This window comes from Pseudomonas sp. IT-P171 (genome assembly GCF_949767765.1).
Classification (GTDB): domain Bacteria; phylum Pseudomonadota; class Gammaproteobacteria; order Pseudomonadales; family Pseudomonadaceae; genus Aquipseudomonas; species Aquipseudomonas fluorescens_B.
The window spans coordinates 1-626 of the sequence record NZ_CATKQN010000032.1 but is presented as its reverse complement, the minus strand read 5'-3'; the positions used below and the strand labels follow the sequence as shown (position 1 = coordinate 626).

The 626-nt window shown below is 59.1% G+C and carries 1 pseudogene; it reads right to left on the bottom strand.

From position 1 onward, the window contains the following. Nucleotides 1-626: pseudogene (locus ACM6I5_RS17340) on the bottom strand (reverse transcriptase domain-containing protein); the annotation flags it as partial.

The following is a 626-nucleotide window of genomic DNA, read 5'->3' as shown; positions in this document are numbered from 1 at the left end:
ATTCGACAGCAACGGCGAGAGCGGGCCACCTTGCGGTGTCCCTTCCTGCCGTCGGCTGACGATTCCACCTGTCATCGTTCCCGCTTCGAGGTAACGGCGGATCAAGCTGAGGACGCGCTTGTCTTCGATTTGACGCGCAACATGGGCCATCAGGACATCGTGATTGACCCGATCAAAGAACTTCTCGAGATCAAGTTCCACGCACCAGCGGTGTCCCGCCGCCACATGGTCACGGGCTGTTTCGATGGCTTGATGAGCGCTTCTACCCGGACGAAAACCGTAGCTGTAATCCGAGAATAGTGGGTCGAAGATCGGCGTGAGCTGTTGCAGTAGAGCTTGCTGGATCAGGCGATCCATCACATTGGGGATACCCAACTGGCGGATTCCGCCTTTGGGTTTGGGGATTTCGACGGCGCGTACACCTTGCGGGTGATACTCGCCGGCCAGCAACCGCGTCTTGAGGATCGGCCAATACTGTTTCACGTAGTCCGCCAATTGGTCGACCGTCATGCCATCGGCACCCGGTGCGCCTTGTTGCTGACCACACGTTGATACGCACGCCTAAGGTTGGCCGGTGCAAGCACCCGCTCCATCAGCGTGTCCGGCTCCGCGTTCGTCCACGTCAC